Below are 25823 nucleotides of genomic sequence, written 5' to 3'. Positions count from 1 at the left end.
CGAGAGTTAATCGGGGCGCCGTTCGTCCGACTGAACAAGCCCGCCGTCGCCGCAGCGCTCGAGGTCGCTCGCCGCACTAATTGCGTCTCGGCGCACTCGGTAGACCTAGTGCGGTGGGACGCAATTAGTGCGGCGAGCGGGCCGCGGGCATACGCTCGTCGGTAACGGGAGGGGCCGAGCCGGGAGGTGCGGAATGTCCCCGGAGATGCCGGACGACGTTCGCAACGACGTCGCTGCGATGCGCAACGCCGTGCTCTTCGAAGGGGCCGAGCGCCGGCGGCGGCTGACCCGCTTCTGGCTCCTGCTCGGGCTGTCATCGGTGATCGCAGCATCCGGGGTCGTCGCCAACTCCTCGGCGACCGTGATCGGCGCGATGATCGTCGCCCCGATGATGCTGCCGATCCAGGGCATCAGCCTCTCGACCGTTCTCGCCGACGGGGTCAACCTCGTCCGCTCGATCGTCCTCGTCGTGCTCGGCGCCCTGGCGGCCATCGGGATCGGCTTCGTCATCGGGCTGCTCGTGTCTGAACCGGTCGTCGCCGCCACCGACCCCGAGGTCGCAAGCCGGGTATCCCCCGACCTCATCGACCTCGTCGCTGCCCTCGCGACGGGCGCTGTGGGCGCTGTCGCGCTGGTCAGGTCGGACATCTCGGACACTCTCCCCGGGGTCGCCATCGCGATTTCGCTCGTCCCTCCGCTCACGGTGGTGGGGTTGACCCTCGAATCCGGTGCCCCCGCGCAGGCTGCGGGCGCGCTACTGCTGTTCGTCACGAACGTCGCCGCGATCCTCGCCACCGGGATCGTCATCCTCGCTGTCTACGGGGCGCGTCCGGCGCCCGGCGAAGTCGTCTCCGACCGGCCGATCCGTCGTCGCAACGCGGTGATCGCCATCGCGGCGATGGTGGTGATCGTCGCGGTGCCGCTCGCCATACAGTCGGTGCGGCTCGCGCAGCAGACGGCCCGGCAGAGCTCCATCCGCACGGTGGCGCAATCGTGGGCGCAGAGCGAAGGGTGGGAACTCGTCAGCGTGACCACTGCGAACGGCACGTATCTCGTGCGGGTGACCGGGGTTCCGCCCGTCCCGGCCACAGACACCCTCGAGACCCAGCTGCAGTCGGCAGGCGTCGACCCGTCAGGCATCGAAGTCGACCTCGTCCCCTCCTACACCGTCGACCTCCACACCCCCTCCCCCTGAGCACCCGGCACCCGCACCCCCGCGCATCCGCACCCCCGCGCATCCGCTGGGTCAGGCTGCGGAGAGCGCGGAGAGTGGGGAGAGTGCGAGGGCCGCGGGTTCGGCGTGGAGCATGCGGCGGTAGTCGTCGACGTAGCCGTCGAGTTCGTCGGGGGTGACGTCGCGCACACCGTGGACGACGAGAGGTTCGAGCCAGCGCATCCCGAGCCGCCGGGCGATCGCCTTCAGCGGGATCAGCACGTCGTCGATCTCCCACCCGTGGAAACCCTCAGGCGAGTAGGCCGCTTCGATGCCGCCGGTCGAGGTGACCACGCGCAGGCCCTTGCCCTTGAGCACGCCCGGCGCGCTCGAACCGTAGGCCCAGCCGCGGAGGAGCACAGTGTCGAGCCAGGTCTTCAGCAGGCCCGGCGTCGAATACCAGTACGTCGGGTACTGCAGCACGATCGTGTCGGCGGCCTCGAGCGCCCGCTGTTCGGCTTCGACGTCGATGGCGCCATCCGGATACAGGGCGTCGAGGTGGCGCACGGTGGCGCCGGGCACGTCCGCGACGCCTGCGGCGAGCGGGGCGTTGATGCGCGAGTGCGCGAGATCCGGATGGGCGAGGACGATGAGAGTGGACGGCGCGGATGCGTCGGGCTGGTTCACGAGTTGCCTTTCAGGTTGCGGGAGATGCTGTCGACCGCGTCGCCGGCGGCGCGTTTCGCTGCGTCGACGACGGAGCGGTCCTGTTCGAGCCGGCCGCTCGCGAGAGCTCCGTCGATGAGGAGCCCGAGGTGGCTTGCGAGTCGGGCAGGGTCCGGGTCGCCGGCGGCGGCGCACAGGTCGGAGATCCAGGCCTGGCGGCGCCGGACGTGTTCGCGGGTGATCGCGCGCGCTTGAGAGTCGAGGTCGGACTCCACGGCGGAGCTGATGAACGGGCAGCCGAAGAAGCCGTGGCGGTCGAACGCCTCGTACAGCGCGTCGAAGAGTCCGATGAGCTGCGCGGCCGGAGCGTCGCCCGCGCGTTCGGCCGCATCCTGCAGCTGCCGCATCCAGGAGTCGTCCGTCGCCCGCAGGTAGGCGGCGACGAGGTCGTCCTTCGAGCGGAAGTGCGCGTACAGCGTCGACTTCGAGATGCCGGAGGTGGCGATGACCTGGTCGATGCCGACCCCGCGCAGCCCGTGCTCGTAGAAGAGGTCGGATGCGGCGTCCATTATGCGGCTCTCCGAGCGGGTCCTGCGGATCTGCGTTGCCATGGTTCCTCCTTAATCGAACAGACTAGTCTGTTCGATTAACGAACGCAAGTCCGCCGGGATGCGCCATCCGTGACAGGCTGGTCCTATGAGCGAACCCATCGACGTCGACGTCGTCCGCGTGTTCACCGACGAGACCGGCGACTACGGCAACGAGCTCGGCGTCATCGACAGCACGGGCTCCACCCTCGGCCGCGAACAGGAGATCGCGAAGACCCTCGGATTCAGCGAGACGGTGTTCGTGGACGGTATCGACGACGAGCTCTTCACGGCGCGCATCCGCATCTTCACGCCCGCGAAAGAACTGCCGTTCGCGGGTCACCCGAGCGTCGGCACCGCCTGGCTCATCGCCCGTCACGGCATCCAGCTCTGGGCGCTCCGCGAGAAGGCGGGCGAGGTGATGGTCGACTTCGAAGGCGACATCACCTGGATCACCGCACGCGCAGACTGGGCTCCGGTCTTCCACTGGATCCCCCTCGACTCCCCCGGCGAAGTCGACGCGCTCGACCCCGCCGACTTCACCGAAGGCCAGCACTTCGCCTATGCGTGGATCGACGAGGGCGCCGGTCACCTCCGTGCTCGCATGTTCGCGCCCGAGATGGGAATCGCCGAAGACCAGGCGACCGGTGCGGCCGCAGCCAGCATCACCGCGTACCTGCACCGCGACCTGACCATCCTCCAGGGCGAAGGGTCGGTGCTGCTCACCAACCTCGTCAGCCCCGAACTCGTGCGTGTCGGCGGTCGCACCGAGTACGACCGGCGCGCCAGGCTCGAACTGCTGTGACCCGCATCGTCGAGCATCCGGTGACGGATGCCTCCGCCGGCCCGTACGGAATCACCGTCACCGACGACGGCGCTGTCTGGTTCACCCTCGTCCACGCCGGGCGGGTCGGCCGCCGTGACGCGAACGGCACGCTCGCATTCGTCGACCTCGGCGACACCGCGCAGCCGTCGCTCGTCTCCCGGGCGACCGAGGAATCGGTGTGGGTGACCGACACGACCGGAAACCGCGTCGTGCATGTCGGGCGCGCGCCAGTCGAGGCGGACGACGCCGGCGACGCCATCCACATCCTCAATGAGGTCGCCGTGCCCACCATGGAGGCGAGCCCGTTCGGGATCACGACCCTCTACGACGGCACGGTCTGGTTCACGGAACTGGCGGCGGATGCGCTGGGCCGCATCGACATCATGGGCCGCGTCACCGAGTTCCCGGTCGGCCGCGCGGATGCGATGGCGTCGATGATCGCAGGTTCGGGCGACAGCGTCTGGTTCACCCTCAACCAGGGCAACGCGGTGGGGCATGTGCGGGGCGGGGATGCGGCCATCCAGTACTTCGAACTGCCGCGGCCGGTGTCCGGACCGGTCGGGATCGCGGTCGCCGAGGACGGCGCCGTCTGGTTCGCGGAGGTTCTCGGCGGCGCGCTGGGGCGCATCTCGCGGAACGGCGTGCTCAGCGAGATCGCGCTACCCGATCCGGACTCCAAACCGCACGCGATCACGGCTTCTCCGACCGGCGGCTGCTGGTTCACCCTGTGGGGCTCCAACCAGGTGGGATTCGTGACCGACCAGGGCGACCTCACTCTGCACGACCTGCCCACCCCCGCCAGCGAGCCGCACGGCATCGCCGTCGCACCCGACGGTCACGTCTGGGTCGCGCTCGAGCGCGGCATGCTCGCCGAGCTCGCCTGACCTCCGCCCGCGCCGCCCGCGCCGCCGGCGCTCAGTCGAGAATCGCCTCGGACTCCGAGATGACCCGGCGTGCGGGCGATTCTCGACCATAGCGGCGACACTCGGCGGCACTGAGCGCGTAGCACTCAGCGCTGGGCGCTAGGCGACCGCGATGATCCCGGCGGCCGTCTCGCGGCCCACCCGGATCGCACCGTCGACGTGCTGGTACCCCTTGCCTGCCATGTCGCTGCACGAGAACCAGATCGGCCCCACGGGCGTGCGCAGGTCGGCGCCGTAGCGGGCCAGTCCGCCCATGTCGAAGCTGGCCGCGTACGCCCCGCGCGTCCACTCCTCCGAGCCCCAGTCGCTCTCGTAGTAGACGACCGGCTCGAGCGCCTTCTCACCGTAGTAATGCGACAGGGAGGTGAGGATGCGCTGCTTGCGCTCGTCGGCGCTCAGTGCGAAGACGCCGTCGGCCGCCTCATCCGCCACGAAGCCGACGAGCGTTCCCCGCGGATCCTCGAAGTTGGTGTTGTCGTACGCCTCGTGCACCAGCTCGTACGGGCTGAACGCGGTCCCCGAGAGGCCCGCCTCCCGCCAGAACGGCGTCTCGTAGACGGCATGGACCTTGATGACGAAACCCATCGACAGGTGCTGGTGAAGCTGCTGCTGGCGACGCGGCAGGGGCGGCTCGTAGCCGACGCGGCTGATCAGGATGGGCGGCACGGCGAGCACGGCGAACCGCGCCTTCACCTCGGTCGAGTCGGTGACCGCGGTCACTCCGCCCTCGTGCCAGCGAAGCGTGCGCACCGGCTGGCCGAGCCGGACATCCCCGCCGAGTCGTTCCGCGAGCAGCAGCGGAACCTGCTGGAGCCCGCCGACGACGCGTTCGTCGAGGATGAAGTCCGCATCCACCAGGTTGCTGAAGCTGCCGGCACTGGCCGCCATGAGCAGCGCCTGCAGGGCGGAGAACGCGTGCGCGGGCTTCGTCAGCATCGCGCCGGCGATGAACATGCCGATGTTGTCGCGCGCCTCCTGGTCGTCGGTCTGCGTCTCCAGCCAGCGGCTGAACGAGATCTCGTCGAGATCCTTGGCGAGCGGATGCGCCCACGGCCGGTCCGGGTCGATCTCGGCGACCAGGGCATCCAGCTTTTCGATGAGCGTGACGATCTCGGCTTCGGTCTTCGGCGGCACCGGGAAGATCTCACCCTCGAACCGGGTGAGCTCGCCGGCCTCGTTGAGGTAGACGTTCTCGCCCTCGCGGTAGCGAGGGTAGGTCTCCAGTCCCAGCTCGGCGAGGGTGCTTTTCAGCGCATCCTGGTCGGGCGACACCCACTGGCCGCCGATCTCGAGCATCGCACCGTCGACGTCGTCGGTCCAGAGACGACCGCCGACCCGGTCGCGCGCCTCGAGCACGGCGACGGTCAGCCCGGCCTTCTTCAGTTCGGTCGCGGCGGTGAGGCCGGATGCTCCGGCCCCGATGATGACGACGTCGCGTTCGATCGCGCCCATTTTCGCTTCTTTCCGTGCCGGTCGCTCAGGACGCCGGGATCAGTGTGTATTTGGTCGACAGGTATTCGTGGATGCCTTCGAGGCCGCCCTCGCGTCCGAGCCCGGACTGCTTGACTCCGCCGAACGGGGCTGCCGCGTTCGACACCAGGCCCGTGTTGACGCCCATCATGCCCGTGTCGATGCGGTCGATCATCCGCTGCGCCCGGCCGAGATCCTCGGTGAAGACATAGCCGACGAGTCCGTATTCGGTGCCGTTCGCGAGCGCCACGGCCTCAGCCTCCTCGCGGAAGGTCAAAATCGCAAGGATCGGCCCGAAGATCTCTTCGCGCACGACGTCACTGCCGGGTGCGACGTCGACGAGGACGGTCGGCTCGAAGAACGAACCGGGTCCCGCTGGACGCGCGCCGCCGGTGAGCAGTCGTGCTCCGCGACCGACCGCGTCGGCGACGAGGGATTCCATGTTCTCGACGGCTGCCCTATTGATGAGGGGCCCGATCGTCACGCCATCGTCCGTGCCGCGCCCGACGACGAACGCGTCCACGCGCTCGGTCACCCGGCGTGCGAATTCGTCGGCGACGGACTCGTGCACGATGAACCGGTTGGCCGCCGTGCAGGCCTGGCCCGTGTTGCGGAACTTCGCGAGCATCGCCCCGGTGACCGCCTTGTCGAGGTCGGCGTCGTCGAAGACGACGAATGGGGCGTTGCCGCCGAGCTCCATCGAGGTGCGGAGGACGTTCGCGGCGGCCTGCTCGATCAAGGTCCGCCCGACGGGGGTGGAGCCGGTGAAGCTGAGCTTGCGCAGGCGCGGGTCCGCGATGATCGGCGCCGAGACGGCACGCGAGCTCGACGTCGTGATCACGTTGACGACGCCGGCCGGAAGCCCGGCATCCTCGAGCAGCTGCACGAACAGCAGTGTCGTCAGCGGTGTCAGCTCGGCCGGCTTGATGACCACCGTGCAGCCCGCGGCGAGCGCCGGCGCGATCTTGCGGGTCGCCATCGCCAGCGGGAAGTTCCATGGCGTGATCAGGAAGCACGGCCCAACGGGACGCTGCGAGACGACGGTCGTCCCGGTGCCTTCGGGGTTGGTGCCGTAGCGGCCGGCGATCCGGACCGCCTCCTCGCTGAACCAGCGCAGGAACTCGCCGCCGTAGGTGACCTCGCCGTTCGCTTCGGCGAGCGGCTTGCCCATCTCGAGCGTCATCAGCAGCGCGAAGTCGTCGCGACGCTCCTGCAGCAGGTCGAAAGCGCGACGGAGGATCTCGCCACGGGTGCGAGGCGGGGTCGCCGCCCATGCATCCGCGGCTTCGACGGCCGCATCGAGCGCACGGATGCCGTCCGCCGGGCTCGCGTTCGCGATCCGCTTGATGGTGCGGCCGGTCGCCGGGTCGCCGACCTCGATGGGGTCGCCGCTCCCGGCCTGCCAGACTCCTCCGATGTAGAGGCCGTCGGGAACTCGCTCGAGCAGCGCCTCCTCGCGGGTGGCTGCTGCGTCGGAGACAGTGGTGCCGATAGCGTCGGTACCGATGCGGTCGGTGCTTGCGGTCTCGGTCAGGAGGCTCATGCGTTCACCGATCCGATCGACGCGAGTGCGTCCGCGACGATGTCGAGTCCCTCGACCAGCAGGTGGTCCGGGATGCTCAGGGGCGGCAGGAAACGGATGACGTTGCCGTAGGTTCCGCAGGTGAGCAGTACGACGCCTGCCGCGTGGGCCGCGGAGGCGACTCGAGCGGTGAGGGCAGCATCCGGCTCTCCCGTGATCGGGTGGACGAGCTCGATCGCGACCATCGCACCGTAGCCGCGGACCTCGGCGACGCGCGGGTCGGCGTCGCGCAGGGCACCGAGCTTCTCGAAGAGGATGCGCCCGATCTCCCGGGCGCGCTCGACCAGTCCGTCCCGCTCGTAGGTGTCGATGGTGGCGAGCGCCGCGACACAGGCGAGGGGGTTGCCGCCGTAGGTGCCGCCGAGGCCGCCGACCTGGGGCGCATCCATGATCTCGGCGCGGCCGGTGACAGCGGAGAGCGGGAGGCCGCCCGCGATGCCCTTGGCCGTCACGACGAGGTCGGGGACGATGCCGAAGTGCTCGCTCGCGAACATTGCGCCGGTGCGGGCGAAACCGGTCTGGACCTCATCCGCGATGAAGACCACGCCGTTGGCTGCGGCCCAGTCGGCCAGCGCCGGCAGGAAGCCCTCGGCCGGGACGATGAAGCCGCCCTCGCCCTGGATGGGCTCGATGATGATCGCGGCCAGGTTCTCGGCGCCGACCTGCTTCTCGATGTGCAGGATGGCGCGCCGCGCGGCCTCGGCGCCACTCAGCCCGCCGTCGCGAAGAGGGTACGACAAGGGAGCGCGGTAGATCTCGGAGGCGAACGGGCCGAAGCCGCTCTTGTACGGCTGGTTCTTCGCCGTCAGTCCCATCGTCAGGTTGGTGCGACCGTGGTAGGCGTGGTCGAACGCGACGACGGCCTGCTTGCCGGTGTAGTGGCGGGCGATCTTGACCGCGTTCTCCACGGCCTCGGCGCCGGAGTTGAACAGGGCGCTGCGCTTGGCGTGGTCGCCGGGGGTAAGGCGGTTGAGCGCTTCGGCCACGTCGACGTACGAGTCGTACGGCGCGACCGTGAAGCAGGTGTGGGTGAACTGGGCGACCTGGGCCTGGACGGCCTCGACGACGCGCGGGGATGCGTTGCCCACCCCGGTCACGGCGATGCCGGAGCCGAAGTCGATGAGCGAGTTGCCGTCCACGTCGACGAGTACGCCACCGCCGGCGGCTGCGACGAACACGGGGATGGTCGTGCCGACGCCGGCCGCGACGGCCTGGGTCTTGCGCTCCATCCGGCGGCGCGACTCAGGTCCCGGGATCGCGGTGACGAGGCGGCGCTCCTGCGGGAGGCCGGGTCCGCCGGTCAGCGTGGCGGATACGGTGTCGACGATGGTCATGGTCACTCCAGTGCAACGGGTGCGCCGGGACCGGATTGCGACGGCGCTCTGTCGCTCATGTTAGGCAGCCTGGCGACCCCGATACATCGCCCGTCTGTACAATCGGAATACGTTTGATGACCACGGCGTACAACGGGGCGTCGAGATGCGGAAAGGAACCGACAGCATGCCGCCCACCCTGCGCCGCCTCCTCGCGAATCCCGAACTGGATCTGCGCCTGCTCACGCCCGAGGATGCGCTGCCTGCCCAGGCCCTGGACCAGGTCGTGCAGTGGGTCCACAGCTCCGACCTCGCCGATCCGACGCCGTTCCTGTCCGACGGGCAGGTGCTGCTCGTCACCGGCACGCAGTTCGACCCCGCGGCCGCTCCCGCCGATTTCGCGCCCTATGTCGGCAGGCTGCGCGACCGCGGCCTCGCCGGACTGGGGTTCGGGACGGAAGTGATTCGCGACGGCACCCCGGACGGACTCATCGCCGCATGCCTCGACGCCGGGCTCCCGCTGTTCGAGGTTCCGTACCGCGTTCCTTTCATCGCCGTCTCCCGCTACGCCGCTGACCTCGCCGCCGAAGAGCTCTTCGCCCGCAACACGTGGGCGTTGAAGGCGCAGCGGGCCATCTCCCTGGCGGCTCTGCGCCCCGACGGGCTCACCGCGACGCTCGGCGAGCTCTCCCGGCAGCTCGACCACTGGGTGGTGCTCTTCGACGCGACCGGGTCGGTGGATCGAGCGTTCCCGCCCGACGCGCTCAGCGCATCCACGATCGCGGCCGTCGGCGCGGAGGCGACCAGACTGCTGCGGGCGCGGAGGCGCTCCAGCAGCACCATCGTCAGCGGAGGCGAGACCCTCACCCTGCAGACGCTCGGCGCCAGCGGGCAGCTGCGCGGCGTGCTCGCCCTCGGCGGCGCAGGCGAGCTCGACCAGGCCGGCCAGCAGGTCGTCACCAGCGTCATCGCGCTCGCCGGTCTCGCCCTCGAGCAGAACTCGGCGCTCGACCGGGCTGTCGGCCATCTGCGGTCCGGGCTCTGGCACGTGCTCGTCTCGGGTGACACACAACTCGCCTCGGACATCGCCTCGCAGATGTGGGGAGCGATGCCGGCGGAGCCCGTGCGCGTGGCCTTGGTCGACTCTCCCATCGACGGGGCCGACGCGCTGTCGGAGTGGCTGGAGCTTCGGGTGGCCGAGCATCCCGGCGCCCTGTTCTTCGCGGCGGACGACGGACGCGTCGTGCTCTGCTTTGGCGACGGCTCCGGGTCGCCGGTCGCGGACCTGACGGAGGGTTTCGGTCTGAAGGCCGGGGTGTCGGATGCGGTGGGCTACGCCGACCTCGCGCGGGCCCACGACCAGGCGGCGCAGGCCCTCGACCGCGCCCGCGAAGGCGACGAGCGCATCGTGACGTTCGACACGATCGCGCGCCAGGGGGTGCTCGCGTTCCTCTCGCGCACCGACGCGCGCGAGGTGGCGAGGACGACCCTGGAGCCTCTGATTGCCGCCGACGAGGCGAACGGAAGCACGCTCGTCCTCTCGCTGCGGACCTGGCTGGAACACAACGGAACGTTCGATTCGGCGGCGCGCGAGCTGGGCATCCACCGCCACACGCTGCGCGCGCGGGTCGCCGAGGCGGAGCGCCTCCTCGGCCGTGACCTGTCCAGTTTCCACGCCCGGGCCGACCTGTGGGCGGCCCTCCTCGCCACGCGAGCCTGACCGCGGGCCGCCGCGCTGCCGAGAGTCGCCGAGAGTCGCCGGCGGCGCCGACTGTCGCCGTTCTACAGGCGACCCTCGACCGCAGGGGCGATTCTCGCCGGCCGGGGCACGCTGCGCGCGGCCGCCTCCGCGGCTCAGGCCTCGCGGGTGATCTCCACGGTGACGAACAGTTCGGATGCGGTGGGTCCCGCGTACACGCCCCGCAGCGGCGCCACATCCGTGTAGTCGCGGCCGTGCCCGACCCGCACGTGCCGGTCGCCGATCTCCACCCGGTTGGTCGGGTCGTACCCGTGCCAGCTGCCGCAGAACCATTCGACCCACGCGTGCGACTCCCCCACGACGGTCTCGCCGACGACCGGTTCCGGAGACGGATGCAGATACCCGGACACATAGCGCGCCGGAATCCCGACCGATCGGAGCGCCCCGATCGCGATGTGCGTGATGTCCTGGCAGACACCCTTTCCTTCGGCCCACGCATCCGCTGCGGTCGACGTCACACCTGTCACACCGGTGACGTACTCCACCGACTCGCCGACGCGGCGGCAGAGCGCGAGCGCAGCCTCGCACGGGTCCTCGTGCAGCCCGACGACCGTCGCCGCGATCCCGGCGACCTCGTCCGCCGGCTCCGTGAGCTGGGTCTGCGGCAGCTGCTGCACGTACTCGCCGGCAGTGAATCGCACGTGCCGAAGCTCGTCCCACGTCAGTGCCGAATCGTGGGGCAACGGGTCGAGCACCTCGACCAGACTGCTCGCCGACAGGGTCAGCTCGCGATGCGGCGCCAGCACATCGAAGGCCAGCACCCGCGTTCCCCAGTAGTCGGTGTACTGGTGGTGCGACGACACAGGCTCGACTTCGAGATTCGAGTGCAGGACCAGCTGTCGTTCGGCGCTGATCGGCAGCATCCGGGCCTCGTTGTACGACGCGGTCACTTCGCCCTCGTACCGGTACCCGGTGGAATGGGTTATCCGGAGGCGCTTCACGATCGTTCTCCGATCCAGTTCGGGGCCAGGTTCTCGGGAAAGTAGCGCTGGCGGATGGCTTCGCTCGCGGCACTCGTCGCATCCTGCACCGCCGACATGTGTGCGGGCAGATCATCGAGGATCTCCGCGATCGGCCGGAACTCGAGGTCGCTGCGGATCTGCCCGAGCAGCCGCTGCGCGCGTTCGGTCACACCGACGCGCTCCGTTCGCGGCTCGATGTCGTGAAGGCACCGTTCCGCCCGGGCGACCGAGTAGAGGATGGAGCGGGGGAACAGGCGGTCGTGGAGCAGGAACTCGGCGGCGTTGCGTGCGGACGGCACACCGCGGTACGTGCGCAGGTAGGCCTCGTACGCACCGCACGAGCGCAGGATGGTCGTCCAGCTCGGCCCGCTGGCTTCGGTGAGTGAACGCGTGGCGAGCAGCCGCGCCGTCATGTCCGCCCGTTCGAGGGACCGGCCGAGGGTGAAGAACTGCCAGGCCTCGTCCCTGCTCGCGGAGGACTCCATGATGCCGACGGCGAGCGCCGTGCGATCCCGCACCCAGGAGAAGAATTCGTGCACTTTGTCGCTGGTCACCCGCCGGGGCATCCGCGCACTGGTGGTGTTGAGGCATTCCCAGAGCTCCGTCGACACGATCTCGCGTGCTCGGCGGGCGTTCTCGCGCGCTGCGCTCAGCGAATAGACGATGGATGCGGGCTGTGTGCGGTCCACGGCGAGGATGCGCAGCACATCCTCTCGCGCCAGGCTCGAGTCCCCCGGCGCCTCACTGCCCATCACCGACAGGAGGGAACGGCAGGCGGTGTCTTCGTCGATCCAGGGGTCCTCGAGCAGCAGCTGCAGGTGCACGTCGAGGATGCGCGCAGTCCCGTCGCTGCGTTCGATGTACCGTCCGATCCAGAACAGGCTCGACGCGATGCGGCTCAGCACGGAGCATCCGTTCTCGATTGTTGCTGCTGCTGTTGCTGGTCGCTTCGCGGGCCGTCCTGTTCGGAATGGTCCGGCGGATGCTGGGCGCCGGCGGCCGCAGGCGCCGCGGCCTGGTCGGCGACGAGTCCCTGCACACTGCGGATCTCCACCGGCTCGGTGTCCACGGTGCCGACGCCGACCACCCACGTGTCCTTCGATCCGCCGCCCTGGCTGCTGTTGACCACCAGCTGCCCTTCAGGCAGCGCCACCCGGGTGAGGCCCCCAGGGAGGACCCAGATGTCGCGCCCGTCGTTGACGGCGAACGGGCGCAGGTCGACGTGCCGGGGGCGCATCCCGTCTGCGACGAGTGTGGGGATGGTCGACAGCTGCACGACCGGCTGCGCGATCCAGCCGCGCGGGTCCTCGATCAGACGGGCGCGCAGTTCGGTCAGCTCCTTCTTGCTCGCATCCGGCCCGATCACCAGTCCTTTGCCGCCGGAGCCGTCCACCGGTTTGACGACCAGTTCGCCGAGCCGGTCGAGCACCTCCTCGAGCGCGCCCGGATCTTCGAGCCGCCACGTGTCGACGTTTGGAATGACCGGCTCTTCCGCCAGGTAGTAACGGATGAGGTCCGGCAGGTAGGTATAGACCAGCTTGTCGTCGGCGACCCCGTTGCCGACCGCGTTCGCGATGGTCACGTTGCCCAGGCGCGCAGCGAGCATCAGACCGGGAGTGCCGAGCACGGAGTCGACGCGGAACTGCAGCGGGTCGAGGTATTCGTCGTCGATGCGACGGTAGATCACGTCGACGCGTCTCGGACCGGAGGTGGTGCGCATCCACACTTTGCCTGCCGAGCAGAAGAGGTCCCTGCCCTCGACGAGTTCGACGCCCATGAGCCGGGCGAGGAGGGTGTGCTCGAAGTACGCCGAGTTGTAGACGCCGGGCGTCAGGACGACCACGTTGGGCGCGTCCATGCCGCCCGGCGCACTCGCCCGCAGCGCCTGCAGCAGCCGATACGGATAGTCGCCGACCGGCCGCACGCGCATCGACGTGAAGAGCTCGGGAAGGGTCTGCGCCATCACCCGGCGGTTGGAGATGACGTAACTCACACCGCTCGGAACACGCACATTGTCTTCGAGCACACGCCATTCGCCGAACTCGTCGCGGATGAGGTCGACGCCGGACACCTGGATGCGCACCCCGTTCGCGCTCTCCACTCCCGCGGCCGCCCGGTGGAAGTGCGCAGACGAGGTGATCAGCCCGGCCGGGATGACTCCGTCGCGCACCGCGTTCTGCGCGCCGTAGACGTCGCTGAGGAAGGCTTCGAGGGCGCGGACCCGCTGCTTCACCCCTGATTCGATGCGCGTCCACTCCGCCTGTTCGATGACGCGGGGCACCGCATCGAGCGGAAAGGGTCGCTCCTCACCTGCGAAATCGAAGGTGACGCCCTGGGCGAGATAGGAGCTCGCCAGCGCATCCGTGCGTCCGCGAAGCTCGTCCTGGGTGAGTGTCGCAAGGGCGGCATACAGCTCGCGGTAGGCGGGACGCGCGTGCTGGGCGCCGGCCGACCGACCGTGGTCGGCGAACATCTCGTCCCAGGCCGCGGTGCGGTTCTTCCGACGCTTCGCCGCCTGGACGCCGTATCCATTGAAAAGGTCGCCCATGGATGGACTGTAGCCACTGGGTGTTGCTGGAGTGTTTCCGCACGTTTCCGGGGTGCTACGTGATCGACTCGCCCGGCGGAGTCAGGGTTGCAGCCGCTCCGCCTGCCAGGCGCCATCGGCCTGGAGCAGATAGGCGAGGCGGCGATGGAGGCGGTCCCTGCGACCGTGCCAGAACTCGATTCCTGTCGGCACGAGCCGGTAGCCCGCCCAGTCCGCCGGCCGGGTGATCTCGGTGTCCGCATCCATGAGTCGTTTCGCCTCGGCGACGAGGCGTTCCTCGCTGTCGAGCCGGCTGCCCTGGTGCGAGACGGCCGTCGTGGCGCGCGCCGCACGGGGCCGCTCGGCGAAGAGACGGTCCGACTCCGCGTCGGACAGCCGCTCGACGACACCCTCGACCTTCAGCTGCTGCATGGTCTCGCGCCAGTAGAAGACGACGGAGGCGTGCGGGTTGGCGGTGAGCTCCTGACCCTTGCGGCTCGATGCGTAGGTGGTGAAGATCAGGCCGGACCGGTCCACCTCCTTGACCAGCACCATCCGCACGGAAGGCACCGGATGCGCACCATCGGAACCGACCGTCGCCAGGGCCGCGACCCCGGACTCCCGAACACCCCGCTCGTCGGCCCTCCGCATCCACTCACGCGCGAGCGCGAGCGGGTCGTGGGGCGGCGAATTGAATTCGGGGAGGGCGATCGAATCGTCGCCGGTCAGCGTGTCGGCCATGCCTCGAATGTATCGAGGATCCGCTCGACCGGGCAGAATGAGGCAATGACCACACCTCTCTCCGGGACCCACTACGGCCTGGCGGCCGGCGACTACACCGCGACCATCGCCTCCGTCGGGGCCAGCCTGCGCACCCTGCAGCATCACGGACGCGATCTCGTCGTACCGTTCGAGGCCGACGAGATCCGCCCGGCCTACCGCGGTGCGACGCTGGCGCCGTGGCCGAACCGGGTCGTCGACGGGCGCTACACGTTCGACGGCGTCGAAGAGCAGCTCCCCCTCACCGAGCCGAACCGCGGCAACGCGCTGCACGGCCTCGCAACGTGGCTGGACTTCACCGCGGTCGACCGGTCGGCGAGCCATGTGGTGCTCGTCGCGACGATCGAAGCGCAGACCGGCTACCCGCACCGCGTCGAGGTCACCGTCACCTTCGCACTCGACGAGAGCGGCCTGCACTCGACCGTGTCCGGCCTGAACACCGGGCACGACGATGCACCGTGGGGCACCGGACCGCACCCGTACCTGACACCCGGCTCCGGCCGCGTCGACGAGTGGACCCTCTCGCTTCCTGCGGCGTCCGTACTGACCGTCACCGACGACCGCCTCATCCCGATCGGGCTGGCCGATGTCGAGACCGAGGAGGACGGCTCCTTCGACTTCCGCACGCCGCGCCTCATCGGCACCACCTTCATCGACCACGCGTTCACCGACCTGGTACGCGGCGACGAGCTCACCACGGCCGTCACGCTGACCGCCGCAGACGGCACCGGCGTCGGGATGACCTGGGCCGACGACTGCCCGTGGGTGCAGGTGCACACCGCCGACCAGGCGAACCCTGCCACGAGCCGCCTGGGTCTCGCCGTCGAACCGATGACCTGCCCGCCCGACGCGTTCAACTCGGGGACCGACCTGATCGTGCTCGCGCCCGGTGCGACCGCGACAGCAGGGTGGACCATCCACGCGATCTAGCCGATGTCATCACCGGGCCGAAGAAGTTTCATCGCAGAATGTCGATCGGGCCTGTCGTCGTTCGACGTTGTGATGTACGGACCGAAGACAGGAGATTTCTCATGCGATACCAGATTCTGATCTACAACAACCCCGCTTTCGACGACGCCCTCGAAAACGGGCTGAGGGACGAGCTGGATGCCACCCACGGCGCCGTCATCCGCGAGCTCCAGGCGTCGGGCGAGCTGATCGAGACGAACGAGCTCAGCACCGAGGCAGCCGTCGTCGTGCGCACGGACTCCCACAAGCGCGTGCACACGACGGACGGACCGTTCATCGAGGCCAAAGAGTGGGTCGGCGGGTTCTACCTCGTCGACTGCGCGAGCATCGACCGGGCGGTCGAGATCGCCGGGCGCTTCGTCGAAGCCAGGTTCTCGCCCGTCGAGGTGCGGCAGCTCGTCCACGAGCCGAGCTGATCGGCGCCTGTCCGCCTCAGCTCAGGCCGCGGAACTCAGGACTGCGAGAGAACGGAGCACACGATGAAAGCAGCCAGGTTCAGCCGGTTCGGCCGCCCGGAGGTCCTCGAGATCGTGGAACTGCCCGATCCGCATCCGGGTCCCGGCCAGGTCCGCATCGCAGTGCGCGCTGCCGGCGTCAACGCGAGCGACTGGAAGAAACGCCAGGGCCAGATGGATCCCGAGCTCCCGCAGACCCTCGGCTACGAGGCGGCGGGCGTCGTCGACGAGCTGGGGGCGGGCGTCGACGACGTGAGGATCGGCGACCGCGTGTTCGGCGCATCCGAGGACGGAGCGGCCCAGGCAGAACTCGCCGTGCTGTCCTACTATGCGCCGATCCCACCTTCCCTTGATTTCGCCGGCGCTGCCGCACTTCCGGCGGCTGTCGAGACGGCCACCCGCGCGCTCGACCAGCTCGGCGTCGGAGCTGGAACGACGTTGCTGGTCAGTGGCGCCTCCGGCGGCATCGGCAGCGCCGCCGTCCAGCTCGCTGCGGTTCGGGGGGCGCGGGTGATCGGCACCGCGGGTGTCGCCAACCACGACTACCTGAGGTCGCTCGGCGCCGAGCCTGTCGCCTACGGCGACGGTCTCAGGGAACGTGTTCGCGCCCTGGCACCGGATGGCGTCGACCGCGCGCTCGACGTCGCCGGGAGCGGCATCCTGCCCGAGCTCATCGGGCTGGCCGGCGGCGCGGAGAACGTCGTGACGATCGCCGACTTCGTCGGGGCACGAGAACACGGGGTGCGGTTCAGCCGCGGGGAAGACGGCCGCGCGTTCCACGCCATCGCAGGGGTCGGCGTTCTGATCGAGTCAGGTCAGTTCTCGATCCCGACCGTGCAGACCTTCCCCCTCGCAGACATCGCGGAGGCGCACCGCGTCGGCGAGGCCGGTCGCGTGAGCGGAAAACTGGTGCTGCTCGTCGGCTCCGGCGAATAGCTCACGACCCGGGGCGCCCCTGCGCGTACCAGTCCGCGAGACTCGAGAGCCCGGTCGCGTAACGTCCGAGATCGGTGCTGTCTGCATGGGCGGTGATCGTGCCGAGAAGCACACCGACCGCCTCATCCGCACGGCCCAGCTCATTCAGGGTGAGCGCGAGGAAGATGCGCACGGCATCCGACTCCGGGAACCTGATCCGAGCATCCTCGAGTACCTCCAGCGAGCGGTCGAGTTCGCCGAGCCAGCGCAAGGTGCTGCCGTACTGGCACAGGCACATCCGGAGCCGTTCTCCCGACAGGCCTGCGGCGAGCGCCTCCTCGTACAGGGACTTCGCGGTGAGCTCCTCGCCCGCTGTATCGTAGGCGCCCGCCACCTCGTAGATCAGCACAGGAAGGCCCGGATTCTCGGCGAGAAGGTTCTCGAAGTACGCGATCGTCGGAGCCATGTCGTTGCGATCCCGGCGCTCATACCCGAGGGCGATGGCCCGCTCCAGCTCGGCGCTCACATCTGCGAAAGTCATGGCTCCACCGTAGCGATCGGAGCCGTCGGGTTCAGAACTTCGAGGTGCCGCGCAGGCGGCGGGGGCGAGCATCCGGATCGACGATGAGGCTGTTGAGCGGGTCCGCCCAGAGCCGTTGGAGTCGGGAGACCGGTTCGATGCGGTGGCGGCGCACCTGTCCGGTCGGTCGCGGAGAGTCGCGCACGGTCTCGTGCCACCGATCGAGCGCGTCCGCACTCGCCTTCCACAGCGCAAGTCCCCCGTCGGCGTCGAGGAGACGCGGGTCATCCGGGGCGAAGCCGAGGTGTTCGGCCCAGAGCTGCAGGCGCAACTCTTGGGCCAAGCGGTCGCGGGGATGCCCCTCCGCGCCCTGATCGAAGACGGCGCAGGTGAGTTCGCTGTCCGAAGTCCAGGAGCGACGGTTGAAGTTGTCGGACCCGCAGGTCATCCAGAGGTCGTCGACGATGCAGATCTTCGCGTGGAGGTAGATGGGAGTCCCCGCTGTGTTCTCGAGATCGAACACGCCTATCCGGTCGGATGCAGCCCGGCGCAGCATCGAGATGGCACGCAGCTGACCGAGCCGTTTCGGAGGTCCGGCGAGCGGACCGTCCCAATCGGGATAGCGGGGCACCACCACGATGACCTGCAATCGCGGGTTCCTGACGAGAGCCCTGGCGATACCCGCGGCGACCTCCTTCGACCAGAAATACTGGTCCTCGATGTAGATGAAGGAGCGAGCGCGGGCGAAGGCTTTCGCGTAGGCGCGCGCGATGGTCCGCTCCCCGCGCGGCGCGAACGGGAACGGCGGCCGTTTGGGCGCGTAGGTTCGCAGGAGCTGGACGGCGTGCGGACCCGCCACAGCCGGTGCCGGTGCCGCCTCGGGCAGCGGCTTCGGATGCCGGGGCATGTCGGCGAGCCGCTGCAGCAGCATCCGATACGGGTTGCGGTGGTCAAGGGGATGCGGGTCGTTCCAGCGTTCGGAGAACACGGCCAGCAGGTCTGCCACCACAGGGCCGCGCAATTCGAGTGCGGCATCGTGCCACGGTGGTCGCTTGCCATAGCGGGGATCCATGCTCACCGCCTGCGGGTCTCCTGCGTGCTCGGCGTCGTCCCGGCGGCTGTGGGAGAGGTCTATGCCGCCAACGAATGCGACATCCTGCGATGGGTCGTCCGCATGCCGGATGACGAAGAACTTCTGGTGATGCGACCCGAATACGCGCACCCGCTGATCGAGCAGGACTTCGCCGCCGGCATCGTTGACCTCTCGGCCGAGGTGGGCATTCGACCGGCCGCTGATCGGCGCCGACACCCGTTCTCCGTGCGAACGCCAGACCAGCCCGCGCACCTGTACTCCTGTGCGGGCCAGATCGGCGAGCACCTCGCCGATCGACGGGCCATCCGGGAGCAGCCGCTCATCCGGGTCGCCACGCCAGTCCGTGAACCACACCCGGTCGCCCGGCTGCAATGCGGTCAACTCGCTGTGGAGCCGGGCGAAGTAGGTCGCGCCATGCACCAGCGGCCGTACGAGGTTGCCCTCTGACCAGGGCGCCAGCCGGACGGCTCCGGTCCGCGCATCGGGTGCCAGCCTCCCCAATTCGGCGCGGCTGAGGAACCAGTCTCCGGCATCATCGTCCACGCATCGAACAGTACGCTCGACAGATACCCTGTGACCATGCAATGGGGTCGACGATATTTCGCCGTGCAGGCGGTCGCCGGGATCGCGTGGTGGGTCGCGGTGTTCGCATCCCCCCTCGTTCGCGAGACGACCCTCGGTCACCTCGACCCGATCGTCGTGGCCGCCTTCGACATCCCCCTGTTCGTCGTCGCCTCGGCGGCGGCGGCATTCGGCCTCCGCGCGGCCGCTGTCGTGAGCACAGGATGGACGGGGCTCGTCACCGCCGGGCTGGCGCTCTACGCGACGATCACGACCGAAGCCGGCTGGGGCGTGCTCCTCATGGGTGCGGCCGCAGCCTGTTCGGCGATCGCGCTCTGCCTCGTCGTCTTCGGGAACATCCCTACCGGTTGGCTGATCCGCGGCCCGTTCGCATTCCGTCCCGCCGGCGCTCGCCCGACCGCCGCATCCCATCTGGTTTCGACCTTCGGGCAGATCGTCGTGTTCTGGGGACTCTTCCTGATCGTGATCCCGCTCGGGATTGTCGCCCTCGAGCGCCGGTGGGCGGTTGCCCTCCCCTTGCCGCCGTTCGCGAGCGCGCCCGGTGTCGCACTCTTCGTGCTCGCCAGCGCTCTCGGCATCTGGTCCGCCGTCGTGATGTCGACCCGCGGCCAGGGCACGCCCCTCCCCGCTGCAATGCCGAACCACCTTGTCATCGCTGGGCCTTATCGCTCGGTGCGCAATCCGATGGCGATCGCGGGCATCGCTCAGGGCGTCGCGGTCGGCCTCATCCTGCAGTCGTGGCTGGTGATCGCGTACGCGGTCGTGGGGTCACTCGTCTGGAACTATGCCGTGCGGCCTCACGAGGAAGCCGACCTGGAGAAGCGGTACGGCGATGAGTTCAAGCGGTATCGCGACACCGTCCGCTGCTGGATCCCGCGCGTCCGAATGGTCGAACCGCACGCTGATCACGTTCGCGAAAAGGCTCCCGGAATTTTCTAGATTCCCCTCTTGCGCCACTGCTATTCGGTGTTACTATCTAGTGGTAGTCAGCAACACCGAGTAGCTAAAGGAGGGGCTCATGGCCAAGCAGATGACCGAGATGCTCAAGGGCACGCTCGAGGGAATCGTCCTCGCCATCCTGGCCGTACAACCGGCCTACGGGTACGAGATCACGGCCCGACTGCGCGATCAGGGCTTCTCCGACATCGTCGAAGGCACTGTCTACGCGCTGCTGGTCAGAATCGAGCAGCGCGGCTTCGTAGACGTGGCGAAAGTCCCGTCCGAGAAGGGACCGCCACGCAAGGTGTACTCGCTCAACGGAACAGGCAGCGAGTACCTCGAAGAGTTCTGGAGGAGCTGGAGCTTCCTCGCAGAACGAATCGAACAGCTCCATCACCACATCGAAGACCCGAAGGAACAAGGAGAGTAATCATGGCCGCAAAATGGATCGAGGTCCTCACCGGGTCGCTCGAACAGAAGAAGCAGTACAAGCAGTACAAGGCCCGCATCGAGGCACTGCCGGAGCCGTACCGGGCATCCGCAAAGGCATTCGAGCGGTACTTCATGTACGCCGGAGGCATCACCGACGGCGACACGCTCGTCACGATGGTCAGCGACTTCGCAGACCTCTGGGAGCGGGCAGCGGTGGACGGGACGCCGGTGAGCGAGATCGTCGGCGACGACCCCGTGGAGTTCGCCGAGGCCTTCACGCAGGCCTACAGCGGAAAGCAGTGGATCGACAAGGAGCGCGCCCGTCTGGTCAAGGCGGTCGAGGACGCAGAACAAGGGGAGAAGTGATGGCCAACGAACCGGCGATCCGGGTGCAGGGGATCAAGAAATCATTCAAAGACCTGCACGTACTGCAGGGCGTCGACTTCGACGTGGCAGCGGGGAGCATCTTCGCACTGCTCGGTTCGAACGGCGCCGGCAAGACCACCCTGGTGAAGATCCTCTCGACGCTGCTCAAGGCCGACGAGGGCACCGCCACCGTCCACGGCTTCGACGTCGCCGCCCAACCAGGCGATGTGCGCGAGTCGATCAGCCTGACCGGACAGTTCGCGGCGGTCGATGAGGTGCTCACCGGCAAGGAGAACCTCGTGCTTGTCGCGCGGCTTCGTCACCTGAAGGACCCGGGTGGGATCGCCGACGAGCTGCTCGCCCGCTTCGCACTCACCGAGGCAGGCGGCCGCAAGGCGGGCACGTATTCGGGCGGTATGCGACGCCGGCTGGACATCGCGATGAGCCTGATCGGCAACCCACCGGTCATCTTCCTCGACGAACCGACCACCGGACTCGATCCGCAGGCGCGCATCGAGGTGTGGCAGACCGTCAAGCGGCTCGCAGGGCAGGGCACGACCGTGCTGCTCACCACCCAGACCCTGGATGAAGCCGAGCATCTCGCCGACCGGATCGCGATCCTGCACCAGGGCACGATCATCCAGAACGGCACGCTCGCCGAGCTCAAACAGCTCCTCCCGGCCGCCAAAGTCGAATACGTCGAGAAGCAGCCCTCCCTCGAGGACGTCTTCCTCGCACTCGTCGGTGACACCGGCACTACAGACACCACTGACGACCGCACGGAAGGCGCGGTCCCCGCAGGAAAGGAATCACGATGACCACCCACGTCCTCAGCGACACCAGTGTCCTCACCGGCCGCTCGCTGCGCCACATCCTCCGCAGTCCCGACACCATCATCACGACCGCGGTCACTCCGATCGCGTTGATGCTGCTGTTCGTATATGTCCTGGGCGGCGCGATCAACACCGGATCCAGCGAGTCGTATGTGAACTACCTGCTCCCCGGCATCCTGCTGATCACGATCGCGTCGGGCGTCGCTTACACCTCGTACCGGCTCTTCCTCGACCTGCAGGGCGGCATCTTCGAACGCTTCCAGTCCATGCCGATCGCGCGGTCTAGCGTTCTCTGGGGCCACGTGCTCACCTCCCTGGTCGCGAACCTGATCTCGGTGACGGTCGTCATCGGTGTCGCGCTGATCATGGGGTTCCGCACCGGGGCATCCGTCGCCGCCTGGCTCGCCGTGGCCGGCATCCTGATCCTGTTCACCCTCGCGCTGACCTGGCTCGCGGTGATCGCAGGGCTGTCGGCGAAGACCGTGGACGGCGCGAGCGCGTTCAGCTACCCGCTGATCTTCCTGCCGTTCATCAGCTCCGCGTTCGTGCCCACCGACTCGATGCCGGGCCCGGTCGCCTGGTTCGCCGAGCACCAGCCGGTGACCTCCATCGTGAACACCATCCGGGCACTGTTCGCCGAGCAACCGGTCGGCAGCGACATCTGGATCGCGCTCGCCTGGCTCGTGGGCATCCTCGTCATCGCCTACGGCTTCGCGATCACCATCTACCGCCGCAAGATCAGCTGAGGTCGAGGCCAACGCACCAGAGCTCCACAAATGACATCGCCCGCATCTCCTGCAGAGGGAAGCGGGCGATGTCTCTTTATGAGCTTCGGCTCTAGCTCATAATTCTTGCCGAGCGAATTATGACCTCGCCCCGGACGCTCCCCCACCCATCACGAGAGCGCCCGCCCGCGAGAACCGCGGGCGATGTCGTCTGCCTCTGAAAGAATGAGGATTCCAACGACGCGGAAGAGCAGCCCTTGAGTACCGAACCCGGACCCCTGGATCACACGTTCACGGCGCCGATCGGAGTCGATGTCAAAGGCAGCATCTGGTCATGCGTCGAGGTGCCAGACTCCGCATCGCTCTTCGGCACCAAGAAGGCTGTGCGCGTCGACGCGACGGTAGACGGTTTCCCGATGCCGAACATCGGACTCATGGTCACAGGCAAGGGCGGCCACATGCTCTCGCTCAGCGCAAAGATGCGCGCGCGGCTCGGCAAAGACGTCGGGGATACGGTCACCGTCCACCTCGTACGCCGGCTGACCTAGAACGACATGACCCCGCGCACACGGTGTCCCACCGCGATCGATTCGCCCGACACCCCGGAGATCGGCGAGGCGAGGAAGGCGACGAGGTCAGCCACCTGCTGAGTGCTGGTGGAGCCGGCTCGACCGATCCCGACCTCGCGAGGCGGGTCGTCGGCGACGAGGCCGGGGTTCACCGCGTTGACCGCGATGCCGGTGCCGGCCAGTTCGTCGGCAAGGTTCTTAGCGACCATGATGGTCGCCGCGTTGCGCACCGAGCCTGTGATGTTCCCCGTGACGAGCGCATTCTGGCCACTGATGACGACGATCCGGCCGTAACCCGCCTCGCGCATGTTCGGGATGACCTCCGTCGCGACGCGCAAGAAGGCGAGGGCCTTCGAATCGACGGCCTCGAGGATCTGCTCCGGTTCCGAACTCCGAGCCGGATCCAGGGTCTGCGCCGACGGCGCGGCGGTCACGACGAGTGCGCCGATGCGGCCGTGCGTCGAGACGACCCCCGCGATGGCCGACCGGACGGATACCGGATCAGTGGCGTCCATGACAACACTGTCGAGGTCATCCGAAGCGCGGCGCGATGCCACGACGGTCGTCGCGCCTTCCTGCCTGAAGCGCTCGGTCACAACCGAGCCGATGTATCCGGCCCCACCGACGACGAGAACGACCTGATCGCGCAGTTGTAGATCCACGGGCAACAATCTACGCGGCCTGCGAATCACCTTCGACCGTCAGCTGCGCACACCGGCCAGCAGGCGCATCCGCGTCATGTCCGGATGCTCGGGGTTGGGGCCGAGCGCGACGAATCCCAGGCTCCGGTAGGTCGCGATCGCCGGGACGTTGCCTGAGATCACGTTGAGGTCGATCGTGGTGGTACCACTCGCGACCGCGGCGTCGACCGCTGCCGCCACCAGCGCGCGGCCGTAGCCCTTGCCGCGCACGGTCGGGTCGAGAAGGACGCGGGCCAGCCGGCCCGTCACCTCCCCCGTTCTCACGAGCTCGATGTGGCCGACGGGCGTATCTCTCGCATCCGGGTCCACTGCCGTCCACGCCGTGACCCTCTCGGCGTGCAACCACTCGCGCAGCAGGGCGTCATCGAGCGGCCACAACCGCGCCGAACCGGCGAACAGGTACACGTCGTCGGGCGTCGGCGCCCACGCGCGGATGGCGTCGAAGTCACCTTCCCGGAAATCGCGCAGTACGAGCATCCTGTCAGCGTACCGACCTGTAATGAATGTAACAATCTTGTTTCCGAGTTGCGATTCTGGATTGTTTGGTACGAAGATGATCCAATCCGTTAGAGCACTGAATGTGCCCGACAAGTGAGGTAGTCGATGAAGAGGACCAAACGCATCGCAGTGGTGGCGTTGGCAGGAGTCGCGGCAGTGATTCTCGCCGGCTGTAGCGCCGGAGGTGGTACGTCCAGTGGGACGTCCGCCAAGGGTGGCGACCTGGTGATCGCCCGCCCGGCCGACGCCGTCTCGATGAACAACACCACGACGTTCGACAACCCGTCGATCTTCACCTTCGAACAGATCATGGAACCGCTGTTCACGGTGAGCGACGACGGCCGCGACGTCAAGCCGTGGCTGGCGACGGGCTACACGGTCTCGGCCGACAAGCTGACGTACACGATCAAGCTCCGCTCCGGTGTGACGTTCTCCGACGGCACCCCGATGACGGCGAAAGACGTCAAGTTCTCGATCGATGCCGACACGGCCACCGCCGACACCGGCTGGGGCTACATCAACGCGGCGATCGCGAACGTCTCCGTCGTCGACGACGAGACCGTCGCCATCAAGACCAAGTACGCGTGGGCGCCGCTCATCGCCGACCTCTCCCTGTTCAGCAACGCCATCGTCCCCGCGAACTACGGCGGCAAGACCGCCGACGAGTTCTATCAGGCGCCCGTCGGAACCGGCCCCTTCAAGTGGGGCGAATGGAAGAAGGGTCAGTCCCTCAAGCTCGTCAAGAACACGAACTACTGGCAGAAGGGCAAGCCGTCCCTCGACAGCGTGACCTGGACGGTCGTGCCCGACGCGAACACCCGCAAGCTCCAGTTGCAGGGCGGCCAGATCGACATCGACGACACTCCGGACTGGTCCAGCTTCTCGTCGCTGAAGAGCTCGCCCGGCATTGTGGCAGACGCCTTCCCGTCGACACAGATCGACTACGTGGCCTTCAACCAGCAGCGCGCCCCGTTCAACGACGTGCACGTGCGCCGCGCGATCGCCTACTCGATCGACCGCCAGGCCCTCGTCAAAGCCGTTCTGTTCGGCAACGGATCCGCGGCGAACTCGCTCCTCTCGCCCGGAACCCCCTTCTACGACAAGGACGCCAAGGGACCGAAGTACGACACGGCGACCGCGAAGGCGGAACTCGCGAAGTCCAGCGTCCCCAACGGCTTCAGCACCAGCATCCTGATCCGCTCGGGTGACGCCAACCAGGCGTCGGTCGCCCAGATCCTGCAGTCCGAACTGAAGAAGCTCGGCATCACGGTGACGATCAAGCAGCTCGACCCGACGGCCAACAAGCAGGCCCGCCTCAAGTCGGACTTCGACATGACGCTGTCGGCCTGGACGATGGACATCCCCGACCCTGACGAGTGGACGACGTTCGCCGTCGACCCGAGCGGTGGCGCGAAGTCGGCGTTCACGTACTACAACAACCCGAAGGTCATCGCGATCAACAAGCAGGCGCAGCAGGAGATCGACCCGGCCAAGCGCCAGGCGCTCTACTCGCAGTTGCAGACCCTCACCGGTGACGACGCGTTCCTGGCGTACACGTACTACTCGCCGTACGCCTACGCGACCACGGACAAGGTCAAGGGCTTCCACGTGACGCCGCTCGGCAACTACCACGTCGAAGACATCACCAAGTCCAAGTAAAAGCTGGGGGCGGAGCGTA

Annotated in this window: 27 protein-coding genes; 14 read left to right on the top strand and 13 right to left on the bottom strand. The window is 68.2% G+C overall.

From position 1 onward, the window contains the following. The first annotated feature begins 193 nt into the window (after window positions 1–193). Window positions 194–1195 (top strand): DUF389 domain-containing protein, encoded by a 1002-nt coding sequence (locus AAYO93_RS03175; protein ID WP_345763568.1) that lies wholly within the window; start codon window positions 194–196, stop codon window positions 1193–1195. A 51-nt stretch (window positions 1196–1246) separates the two neighbouring features. Here the strand turns inward: AAYO93_RS03175 and AAYO93_RS03170 are convergent, their stop codons facing one another. Further along, window positions 1247–1840, bottom strand: coding sequence for an NAD(P)H-dependent oxidoreductase (locus tag AAYO93_RS03170; RefSeq protein WP_345763567.1), 594 nt, complete (start codon window positions 1838–1840; stop codon window positions 1247–1249). Then, window positions 1837–2430, bottom strand: a complete 594-nt coding sequence (locus tag AAYO93_RS03165; protein ID WP_345763566.1) for a TetR/AcrR family transcriptional regulator — start codon at window positions 2428–2430, stop codon at window positions 1837–1839. The genes AAYO93_RS03170 and AAYO93_RS03165 overlap by 4 nt, the downstream gene beginning before the upstream one ends. A gap of 85 nt (window positions 2431–2515) precedes the next feature. Here AAYO93_RS03165 and AAYO93_RS03160 point away from each other — a divergent pair, with 85 nt between their 5' ends. Both AAYO93_RS03160 and AAYO93_RS03155 read left to right on the top strand, forming a co-directional pair. Beyond that, complete coding sequence (locus tag AAYO93_RS03160) at window positions 2516–3211, top strand: PhzF family phenazine biosynthesis protein (protein WP_345763565.1); 696 nt, start codon at window positions 2516–2518, stop codon at window positions 3209–3211. After that, window positions 3208–4116: a Vgb family protein gene (locus AAYO93_RS03155; protein ID WP_345763564.1), complete on the top strand. Its 909-nt coding sequence runs from the start codon at window positions 3208–3210 to the stop codon at window positions 4114–4116. The genes AAYO93_RS03160 and AAYO93_RS03155 overlap by 4 nt, the downstream gene beginning before the upstream one ends. A gap of 138 nt (window positions 4117–4254) precedes the next feature. On the opposite strand, the gene AAYO93_RS03150 is transcribed toward AAYO93_RS03155, so the two are convergent. Genes AAYO93_RS03150 through gabT form a run of 3 tightly spaced genes read right to left on the bottom strand, consistent with a single transcriptional unit; the run spans window position 4255 to window position 8541 of the window. Further along, entirely contained in the window at window positions 4255–5607 is a 1353-nt protein-coding gene (locus AAYO93_RS03150; protein WP_345763563.1) for a flavin monoamine oxidase family protein, read from the bottom strand. A gap of 25 nt (window positions 5608–5632) precedes the next feature. Next, window positions 5633–7168 (bottom strand): NAD-dependent succinate-semialdehyde dehydrogenase, encoded by a 1536-nt coding sequence (locus AAYO93_RS03145; protein WP_345763562.1) that lies wholly within the window; start codon window positions 7166–7168, stop codon window positions 5633–5635. Beyond that, a complete protein-coding gene (gabT, locus tag AAYO93_RS03140; protein WP_345763561.1) occupies window positions 7165–8541 on the bottom strand; it encodes a 4-aminobutyrate--2-oxoglutarate transaminase in 1377 nt (458 codons plus the stop codon). Before gabT ends, AAYO93_RS03145 begins: the two co-directional genes overlap by 4 nt. 166 nt (window positions 8542–8707) lie before the next feature. Between gabT and AAYO93_RS03135 the strand changes: the two genes are divergently transcribed. Further along, entirely contained in the window at window positions 8708–10240 is a 1533-nt protein-coding gene (locus tag AAYO93_RS03135; RefSeq protein ID WP_345763560.1) for a PucR family transcriptional regulator, read from the top strand. A gap of 134 nt (window positions 10241–10374) precedes the next feature. Here AAYO93_RS03135 and AAYO93_RS03130 read toward each other — a convergent pair whose 3' ends face one another. The 4 genes from AAYO93_RS03130 to pdxH all read right to left on the bottom strand — a co-directional run bounded on the left by AAYO93_RS03130 (window position 10375) and on the right by pdxH (window position 14509). Continuing rightward, window positions 10375–11220: a transglutaminase family protein gene (locus AAYO93_RS03130; RefSeq protein WP_345763559.1), complete on the bottom strand. Its 846-nt coding sequence runs from the start codon at window positions 11218–11220 to the stop codon at window positions 10375–10377. Continuing rightward, window positions 11217–12146 carry an alpha-E domain-containing protein gene (locus AAYO93_RS03125; protein ID WP_345763558.1) on the bottom strand — a complete coding sequence of 310 codons (930 nt, stop codon included), beginning with the start codon at window positions 12144–12146 and terminating at the stop codon, window positions 11217–11219. The genes AAYO93_RS03130 and AAYO93_RS03125 overlap by 4 nt, the downstream gene beginning before the upstream one ends. Next, complete coding sequence (locus AAYO93_RS03120) at window positions 12140–13789, bottom strand: circularly permuted type 2 ATP-grasp protein (RefSeq protein WP_345763557.1); 1650 nt, start codon at window positions 13787–13789, stop codon at window positions 12140–12142. Before AAYO93_RS03120 ends, AAYO93_RS03125 begins: the two co-directional genes overlap by 7 nt. A gap of 81 nt (window positions 13790–13870) precedes the next feature. Continuing rightward, window positions 13871–14509, bottom strand: coding sequence for a pyridoxamine 5'-phosphate oxidase (gene pdxH, locus AAYO93_RS03115; protein WP_345763556.1), 639 nt, complete (start codon window positions 14507–14509; stop codon window positions 13871–13873). Between the two features lie 45 nt (window positions 14510–14554). Between pdxH and AAYO93_RS03110 the strand changes: the two genes are divergently transcribed. From AAYO93_RS03110 to AAYO93_RS03100, 3 genes are all read left to right on the top strand, one after another. Further along, window positions 14555–15478 carry an aldose 1-epimerase family protein gene (locus tag AAYO93_RS03110; RefSeq protein WP_345763555.1) on the top strand — a complete coding sequence of 308 codons (924 nt, stop codon included), beginning with the start codon at window positions 14555–14557 and terminating at the stop codon, window positions 15476–15478. Window positions 15479–15579: 101 nt separating this feature from the next. Next, a complete protein-coding gene (locus tag AAYO93_RS03105) occupies window positions 15580–15933 on the top strand; it encodes a YciI family protein (protein WP_345763554.1) in 354 nt (117 codons plus the stop codon). A 63-nt stretch (window positions 15934–15996) separates the two neighbouring features. Continuing rightward, the gene (locus AAYO93_RS03100) at window positions 15997–16908 is read left to right on the top strand and encodes an NADP-dependent oxidoreductase (protein ID WP_345763553.1); all 912 of its coding nucleotides are present in this window, start codon (window positions 15997–15999) and stop codon (window positions 16906–16908) included. A gap of 1 nt (window position 16909) precedes the next feature. On the opposite strand, the gene AAYO93_RS03095 is transcribed toward AAYO93_RS03100, so the two are convergent. Together AAYO93_RS03095 and AAYO93_RS03090 are read right to left on the bottom strand one after the other, a co-directional pair. Further along, complete coding sequence (locus AAYO93_RS03095) at window positions 16910–17428, bottom strand: tetratricopeptide repeat protein (RefSeq protein ID WP_345763552.1); 519 nt, start codon at window positions 17426–17428, stop codon at window positions 16910–16912. 31 nt (window positions 17429–17459) lie between these two features. Next, complete coding sequence (locus AAYO93_RS03090; RefSeq protein ID WP_345763551.1) at window positions 17460–19043, bottom strand: phospholipase D family protein; 1584 nt, start codon at window positions 19041–19043, stop codon at window positions 17460–17462. Window positions 19044–19079: 36 nt separating this feature from the next. Between AAYO93_RS03090 and AAYO93_RS03085 the strand changes: the two genes are divergently transcribed. The 6 genes from AAYO93_RS03085 to AAYO93_RS03060 all read left to right on the top strand — a co-directional run bounded on the left by AAYO93_RS03085 (window position 19080) and on the right by AAYO93_RS03060 (window position 22925). After that, window positions 19080–20021 carry a methyltransferase family protein gene (locus AAYO93_RS03085; RefSeq protein WP_345763550.1) on the top strand — a complete coding sequence of 314 codons (942 nt, stop codon included), beginning with the start codon at window positions 19080–19082 and terminating at the stop codon, window positions 20019–20021. Between the two features lie 79 nt (window positions 20022–20100). Beyond that, complete coding sequence (locus AAYO93_RS03080; RefSeq protein ID WP_345763549.1) at window positions 20101–20451, top strand: PadR family transcriptional regulator; 351 nt, start codon at window positions 20101–20103, stop codon at window positions 20449–20451. 2 nt (window positions 20452–20453) lie between these two features. After that, the gene (locus AAYO93_RS03075) at window positions 20454–20819 is read left to right on the top strand and encodes a DUF1048 domain-containing protein (protein WP_345763548.1); all 366 of its coding nucleotides are present in this window, start codon (window positions 20454–20456) and stop codon (window positions 20817–20819) included. Then, entirely contained in the window at window positions 20819–21637 is an 819-nt protein-coding gene (locus AAYO93_RS03070) for an ABC transporter ATP-binding protein (RefSeq protein ID WP_345763547.1), read from the top strand. Before AAYO93_RS03075 ends, AAYO93_RS03070 begins: the two co-directional genes overlap by 1 nt. Beyond that, window positions 21634–22398, top strand: a complete 765-nt coding sequence (locus AAYO93_RS03065) for an ABC transporter permease (RefSeq protein ID WP_345763546.1) — start codon at window positions 21634–21636, stop codon at window positions 22396–22398. Before AAYO93_RS03070 ends, AAYO93_RS03065 begins: the two co-directional genes overlap by 4 nt. Before the next feature lie 236 nt (window positions 22399–22634). Continuing rightward, window positions 22635–22925, top strand: a complete 291-nt coding sequence (locus AAYO93_RS03060) for a DUF1905 domain-containing protein (RefSeq protein WP_345763545.1) — start codon at window positions 22635–22637, stop codon at window positions 22923–22925. Here the strand turns inward: AAYO93_RS03060 and AAYO93_RS03055 are convergent. Together AAYO93_RS03055 and AAYO93_RS03050 are read right to left on the bottom strand one after the other, a co-directional pair. Beyond that, window positions 22922–23608 carry an SDR family NAD(P)-dependent oxidoreductase gene (locus AAYO93_RS03055; RefSeq protein WP_345763544.1) on the bottom strand — a complete coding sequence of 229 codons (687 nt, stop codon included), beginning with the start codon at window positions 23606–23608 and terminating at the stop codon, window positions 22922–22924. The genes AAYO93_RS03060 and AAYO93_RS03055 overlap by 4 nt on opposite strands. Before the next feature lie 39 nt (window positions 23609–23647). Continuing rightward, complete coding sequence (locus AAYO93_RS03050; RefSeq protein WP_345763543.1) at window positions 23648–24124, bottom strand: GNAT family N-acetyltransferase; 477 nt, start codon at window positions 24122–24124, stop codon at window positions 23648–23650. 126 nt (window positions 24125–24250) lie between these two features. On the opposite strand from AAYO93_RS03050, the gene AAYO93_RS03045 reads away from it, so the two are divergent. After that, entirely contained in the window at window positions 24251–25804 is a 1554-nt protein-coding gene (locus tag AAYO93_RS03045) for an ABC transporter substrate-binding protein (RefSeq protein ID WP_345763542.1), read from the top strand. Window positions 25805–25823 lie beyond the last annotated feature (19 nt).

It is taken from the genome of Diaminobutyricibacter sp. McL0608 (assembly GCF_039613825.1).
GTDB lineage: Bacteria > Actinomycetota > Actinomycetes > Actinomycetales > Microbacteriaceae > Diaminobutyricibacter.
This window is presented reverse-complemented; position numbering and strand designations above follow the sequence as displayed.

Coding starts and splice junctions, on each gene's coding strand:
- AAYO93_RS03045 (WP_345763542.1), top strand. CDS start 24,251: ATGAAGAGGACCAAACGCATCGCAGTGGTGGCGTTGGCAGGAGTCGCG.
- AAYO93_RS03135 (WP_345763560.1), top strand. CDS start 8,708: ATGCCGCCCACCCTGCGCCGCCTCCTCGCGAATCCCGAACTGGATCTG.
- pdxH (WP_345763556.1), bottom strand. CDS start 14,509: ATGGCCGACACGCTGACCGGCGACGATTCGATCGCCCTCCCCGAATTC.
- gabT (WP_345763561.1), bottom strand. CDS start 8,541: ATGACCATCGTCGACACCGTATCCGCCACGCTGACCGGCGGACCCGGC.
- AAYO93_RS03160 (WP_345763565.1), top strand. CDS start 2,516: ATGAGCGAACCCATCGACGTCGACGTCGTCCGCGTGTTCACCGACGAG.
- AAYO93_RS03150 (WP_345763563.1), bottom strand. CDS start 5,607: ATGGGCGCGATCGAACGCGACGTCGTCATCATCGGGGCCGGAGCATCC.
- AAYO93_RS03165 (WP_345763566.1), bottom strand. CDS start 2,430: ATGGCAACGCAGATCCGCAGGACCCGCTCGGAGAGCCGCATAATGGAC.
- AAYO93_RS03105 (WP_345763554.1), top strand. CDS start 15,580: ATGCGATACCAGATTCTGATCTACAACAACCCCGCTTTCGACGACGCC.
- AAYO93_RS03095 (WP_345763552.1), bottom strand. CDS start 17,428: ATGACTTTCGCAGATGTGAGCGCCGAGCTGGAGCGGGCCATCGCCCTC.
- AAYO93_RS03175 (WP_345763568.1), top strand. CDS start 194: ATGTCCCCGGAGATGCCGGACGACGTTCGCAACGACGTCGCTGCGATG.
- AAYO93_RS03100 (WP_345763553.1), top strand. CDS start 15,997: ATGAAAGCAGCCAGGTTCAGCCGGTTCGGCCGCCCGGAGGTCCTCGAG.
- AAYO93_RS03065 (WP_345763546.1), top strand. CDS start 21,634: ATGACCACCCACGTCCTCAGCGACACCAGTGTCCTCACCGGCCGCTCG.
- AAYO93_RS03110 (WP_345763555.1), top strand. CDS start 14,555: ATGACCACACCTCTCTCCGGGACCCACTACGGCCTGGCGGCCGGCGAC.
- AAYO93_RS03085 (WP_345763550.1), top strand. CDS start 19,080: ATGCAATGGGGTCGACGATATTTCGCCGTGCAGGCGGTCGCCGGGATC.
- AAYO93_RS03050 (WP_345763543.1), bottom strand. CDS start 24,124: ATGCTCGTACTGCGCGATTTCCGGGAAGGTGACTTCGACGCCATCCGC.
- AAYO93_RS03080 (WP_345763549.1), top strand. CDS start 20,101: ATGGCCAAGCAGATGACCGAGATGCTCAAGGGCACGCTCGAGGGAATC.
- AAYO93_RS03145 (WP_345763562.1), bottom strand. CDS start 7,168: ATGAGCCTCCTGACCGAGACCGCAAGCACCGACCGCATCGGTACCGAC.
- AAYO93_RS03120 (WP_345763557.1), bottom strand. CDS start 13,789: ATGGGCGACCTTTTCAATGGATACGGCGTCCAGGCGGCGAAGCGTCGG.
- AAYO93_RS03075 (WP_345763548.1), top strand. CDS start 20,454: ATGGCCGCAAAATGGATCGAGGTCCTCACCGGGTCGCTCGAACAGAAG.
- AAYO93_RS03070 (WP_345763547.1), top strand. CDS start 20,819: ATGGCCAACGAACCGGCGATCCGGGTGCAGGGGATCAAGAAATCATTC.